Annotated in this window: 3 protein-coding genes and 1 tRNA gene; 3 read left to right on the plus strand and 1 reads right to left on the minus strand. The window is 62.2% G+C overall.

The genetic code is table 11. The features are described 5' to 3' along the window. Positions 1–295: hypothetical protein (locus EP26_RS29685; RefSeq protein ID WP_043344838.1), on the minus strand; the 295-nt coding region annotated here is incomplete at its 3' end. A gap of 2,209 nt (positions 296–2,504) precedes the next feature. Between EP26_RS29685 and EP26_RS29690 the strand changes: the two genes are divergently transcribed. From EP26_RS29690 to EP26_RS29700, 3 genes are all read left to right on the plus strand, one after another. After that, positions 2,505–3,560, plus strand: a complete 1,056-nt coding sequence (locus tag EP26_RS29690) for an acyltransferase family protein (protein WP_052389862.1) — start codon at positions 2,505–2,507, stop codon at positions 3,558–3,560. A 609-nt stretch (positions 3,561–4,169) separates the two neighbouring features. Beyond that, on the plus strand, positions 4,170–4,715 hold the full coding sequence (locus EP26_RS29695) for a PEP-CTERM sorting domain-containing protein (protein WP_043344839.1): 546 nt from the start codon (positions 4,170–4,172) through the stop codon (positions 4,713–4,715). A 347-nt stretch (positions 4,716–5,062) separates the two neighbouring features. Then, positions 5,063–5,138, plus strand: a tRNA-Val gene (locus EP26_RS29700). The last annotated feature ends 18 nt before the right edge of the window (positions 5,139–5,156 follow it).

The following is a 5,156-nucleotide window of genomic DNA, read 5'->3' on the forward strand; positions in this document are numbered from 1 at the left end:
GGGTGCGCAGCAGGCCGCGCAGGTGCAGATGATGCGCCGCGTCTGGTGTCAGGTCGGCGGCCGCCGCCCAGGCCGCCATGCAGCAGCGCATTGCCCGCAGCGGTCGGGGACGCTGACGATGGACCCGTTCGCCGCCCTCAATCGCGTTCCTGGCAGTTATGACCACATGCCGCCCGAGATGCAGCAGCGCGAGGCCCGCCGCACCCGGAATGCCGTTGCGGACCTCCTGAGCCGCCCTCGCGCTGAATTTCCGGCCGTCGCGGTGCGCTTTGAAGGCAAGGAGGTGCCGCCGCATGTGGTCGATGCCGCCTGGACTATGACGAGGCTCGGGTATCGGCAGGCTGGGAGCCCTACGGCCTATGACTGGCTTGGATGGCTCGCGGCTTCGATACCTAGCGCGCTAGCGTGCGAGGCTGCACGGAGGGCCAGGATGGAGCCATTGCCAGTCTTTGACAACAATGGCGGCAGGAAGGCGGGCGAGGCAGCCCGGCGCGATGTGCCGCGCGAACTCACGGCCCCGCTGATCCTGGGCGACTAGCCATGCCGCCCGCCGCGCCTGCACCGCCAGCACCGGACCGGCCGCGCTCTGAGGCGCAGCTACAAGCGGAAGCCATGGTGATGCTGGCGGCCGCAAAGGCATTGGCGGCGTGCCTGGCGAGATGGCGGCCGGAGCGGCGGGACTGACGTTCCGCGTTCCCAACTTCGCGGCGCCGCGTACTTTCACAACTAACCGGCGCCGGGAGGTTGTTTCGGGACAACTTTTCTCGTTTATTTTTCGATTTCAAAACAGGTCAGTCCGGGCGGACTTGTTCCGCTTTGGAAAGTCACTCCGGGGTTACTTTTCCAGCCTAACTTTTGAGCATTTGGGAAAGTGGGTACGTACCAACTTTTTTTGAGATAACCCTAAAGCCAGCGAACGTAAGTTGAAACAGTTCTCTCCGGAGAGAACGGTTGCCAAACCGAACACAAACCACGGAGTTGGTTTGCATTCCCAACCTCCCGACGTCGGGAGGTTCTTCCGGAAGAAGTTTACGCGCGTAAAGGTTTCCCGTTCGTTTTTGCAACAATCAAGTACGCACTTACTTTTCCGATTTGGAAAGTCTCTTCGAAGAGACTTTCCCTGAACCCGAAACGAGTACCTCCGGAGGTACTTTCCCCGCCTCCGAAAGTGGGTCCGGACCCACTTTTCGCGCCCAACTTTCCCGTTTGTTTTCGCAACAAGCAAGTACGTACTTACTTTTCTGATTTCAAAACAAGGAGACACGCGTCCCCTTGTTCCGCTTTGGAAAGTTCTCCCGGAAGGACTTTCGCTGAACCCGGAACGAGTATTTACGTAAATACTTTTTCCACCTCCGAAAGTGGGTACGTACCAACCTCGCGGCGGGTTGTTTAGCGCGTCATCCGCATCGCCTGGTTCGGCGCCCGGACGGGGACTGCATATATGCCTCCCTACACATTACCTTTCCACAACCGAACGCATTGAACGTCGTGGATTGCCGTTGAGTGCGACAACACGTGACGGAGGGGCGACGAGCTGAGACACCCCGCGACCGAGTGATATGCCCTACTGCGTGCCCCGTCGGGTGAAGGCCCGCCAAGCTCGCGCTAAGGGACCGCCCGCCGTCCAGCCAGCCAAGTCAGCGGCAAGGGTGTCGCGCTCTGCCTGGGCAGCTTGCGCCGCCGCCTGGGCCGCATCCCGCTCTGCTGCCGTTGCTAGTCGTTCCGCCTCTGCTGCTGCCCTGCTGGTCCGCTCATGAGCCAAAGCATCCCGCAGCGCCCCCGCCTCCCCTTCGGCTCTGCCAACTCGTTCATGCAGGCTGACGATAACTTCATGCGCTGCCTTTAAATCAGTCAGCAAAGCGTTGAGTGTGGGAGCATATGTGCCCCCCTGTGTATCCCCTACCGTGCCCCCAACCGGCAGGGCTATGGGTGGGTCGGTCAACTCCTGGCGCATCCTTTCTAGTTCGGCCAAGGGGACTAAGACCCTTGCCGCCCGTGCGCCGGTATTGTCGATCCGATGCGGCCATGTGCCTGCGCGAACATGGCGTCGTGCGCGTGCCTCTGCTGCCCGGTAGGTGATCCCAAGGGCATCAGCCAACTCTCGGTAGGTCATCCATTCGGCAGTTTTTTCGGACAAGGCTGAGTGCCCCCATGACGGTGGCAACGATAGAGGGCACGGTAGGGGGTGCGGTAGGGGTTACATGCCCCTGCCGGCAGGGGGCACGCTAATTCAGAAAAGCGGACGGTAGTGGCGCTGGATCGGATGAGCGACACCCTTCTTTCCTCCTGATCCCGAACGCCTGGAGCTGGTCGAGACAGCGGCAACGGGCGGCCAGCAGGGCCTTACACGCCGCCTCCCGCAAGTCGCCTCCCGCGAACAGCACCGATGCGAGAACCATCGAACGGATGGTCATGGAAATAGGCACTCCTTGCCTTTTGAAATTACGGAAACGGTATATAAATTATATCGTAATGTACTGTTTCCGTAAGTAAAGGTGGGGCACATGTTGCACCATGCCAAGGCTCATGCCCTCCATCCCGCAGAGCGCCTGCCATGCCTCGACGGCTGGCGCGGCGTGTCCATCCTGGTGCTCCTGTTCGGCCACTTCACACCGCTACCCTGGATCAACATGGGGCGCGTCGGCGTCGAACTCTTCTTCGTCCTGAGCGGCCGGCTCATGGCCGATATCCTCTTTGTGCAAAAGGCCGAACTCGGCCCCTTCTTTCGGCGGAGGATCGCGCGCGTCTGGCCGGCCCTAGCCGTCTTCGTAGCGGTCATTGCTCTCAACCCGCTCGGTCTCGAGGCCTGGCGCTTAGATGCCTTTGACATCGCGGCCACCCTCACCTTCTGGGTGAACTACGGTAACCTCTACAAGAACGTGGCCACCGTGTTCGACCACGTCTGGTCCCTCTCGGTGGAGGAACACAGCTACGTCCTGCTGGCAGGGCTCGCGCTCGCCGCTCGCCGCTGGAGCCTCAACGTGCCCATGCTGCTCGGCGCGCTCGCTGTCGCAGCCGTGGCCAACGGCGCATTGCAGACCCTGATCGGCGGCCTCCACTACTTCCAAGTCTACTGGCGTACTGACGTGCGGATCGCTTCCATCCTAATGGCCGGCGCCGTCTACCTGAGGGTCCGCGAGGCCGGGCTAGTCCTCCCGGGCTGGTGGGGGGCGGCGCCGCTCGCCCTCGGCCTGCTCGGCCTCGCGCTTAACGTCCAAGCGGCTCCCGACTGGCTGAAGTACAGCGCCGGAACTGCGTGCTTCGCGCTCGCAGTGGCCATCTTCGACCGTGGGCATCCGCTCCTCGCACGCCTCATCGAGCACCCCGTGCTCCAGCGCTTCGGCCTCTGGTCCTTCTCGCTCTACGTCTGGCAGCAGGCATTTTACGTCCTGAAGGACGACATGCCGCGCTCCCTCGACGCGCGGCTGGCGCTGCTCGCGGGCGCTGTGGCCTGCGGTCTGATCAGCTTCTACGTCGTCGAGCAGCCCTGCCGACGCTTCCTCAACCGTTATTGGGGCCGGCTTCGCCGCTTCCCCGCCGCCTTGCCCACCAGGGCCTGACGCGCGGATCGGGTGAGGCTCGGTCCGCCGCCATGCCCGGGGTACCAGCAGTCCCAGCCGCATTGCCGACCGTTTGGCTGTGGTGAAAACCGGCAGCTCTGTTGCGGACAGGACCATCCACCAGGCGATTGATCGCTCCGGCCCGGCGCCGCCTTACACGACCAACGAGACGGCAGCGCGGACGCTACTGCCGCCGGGCTTTGAGTGGATCACCGCCACCTATGCGGCTGGCCGAGTCTATGCGCCGTGCCGCCGCTCTGGGCGCGACGCTGACACGCTGCCGTTTCCGCATCATGGGCAATGGGGACGGACCCTGCCGCTATCCATGTGCGGGGCGGCGATGCGGGCGTGGGCGAAGGTGGCGAAGGGCTGAGGCAGAAGAGCTACCGTCCTTATGAGGTTAGATCAGATTTGGCGCAGGCATAACACGGCGTTCACGCCGACGTAGAGGCAAGCCGCTTAGTTTCATCCTGGGCATCTGAGATCCTTCGTGCATAGTTCCGCCCAGGCAATTGAAGTAAGGGTGGGGCAATGCGGGCAAAACGATGGATCACGGCCCTTGCGGCTGTGGGAAGCCTTCTGGTCGCGGCATCACCGGCCAGCGCCTATATGGATCTCGCCTTTGCCACCTGGCGCGGCCAGGAGGTCATGTCGCGGGGCTATGTGCGGTTTGACGAAACGCGCTTCCCAACCGACGGGCATATTGGAGCCAACTGGCAGGCAGATCCCGGCATCGACTTCTTCAAGGCCTACGGTCTCCGGTTTGGGTTCGAGGCAACATCCCTGGCTGGCACGAGCCAAGTCGTCAACGACAGCAATATCGACGAAAATCCGTTCTGGTACTTTTGGCTGAACTACGAGCCGGGCAAGCCGGTCACAGGGGGCCTGATCTTCGAGGACCATAACGGTAGCGACATGAGATTCACGCTCGACGGCTTCTCCAGCTCGATGAGCTTCGGGGGCGGCGCAACCTGCCATGACGACAAAGGAGGCTGTACCGCCATCGGGATCTTCGGCAATGCACCGGAGGTATGGGCGCTGATACCAGCCCCTGAGCCCGCTTCCATGGCGATGCTGCTGACCGGGGTTGTAGGGCTTGCTGGCTTTGCCGCGACACGTCGCCGCAAGGCTGGAGATCTGTCGCTCCAAGGATAAGCTTACGGGAGTTGGAAATGGCGCTCCTCAGATGCTTACATCCTGATCGCGGCCGGGGTGCGATGCTGCGAGCGAACAGCGCCATCTGCCTCTGCCTTCCAGGTAGCAGAGGCGGCGGGGACGCGGATTGATGGCGATCCGCGCCTAGGGTGAGACAAAACCTAGTTCCCCGCGAGGGCATTTTGCCCTGCTTTTCATTTACTAGGTGAAACACAAGCGTGAGCTGTGCTCACAAGCGGCAGCATCTAGCATTGCTGGAGCAGCATCAGTCGGTGGTCGCGGGATTGAGCCCCAAAGACCTTCGTCCTCTCTCGACGGCGGCCCTTGCGGTGTGGTGTTCTTGGCTTGGGCAGTTGGCGCAGCGGTTAGCGCAGTGGCTTTACATGCCATTGGTCGGAAGTTCGAATCTTCCACTGCCCACCATGCCGCTCCAGCCTCAGC

Origin of the sequence: Belnapia moabensis DSM 16746 (assembly GCF_000745835.1) — a bacterium.
GTDB lineage: Bacteria > Pseudomonadota > Alphaproteobacteria > Acetobacterales > Acetobacteraceae > Belnapia > Belnapia moabensis.

Excerpts from the sequence above, each read along its gene's own strand:
- EP26_RS29690 (WP_052389862.1), top strand. The coding sequence starts at position 2,505 with ATGTTGCACCATGCCAAGGCTCATGCCCTCCATCCCGCAGAGCGCCTG.
- EP26_RS29695 (WP_043344839.1), top strand. The coding sequence starts at position 4,170 with ATGGATCTCGCCTTTGCCACCTGGCGCGGCCAGGAGGTCATGTCGCGG.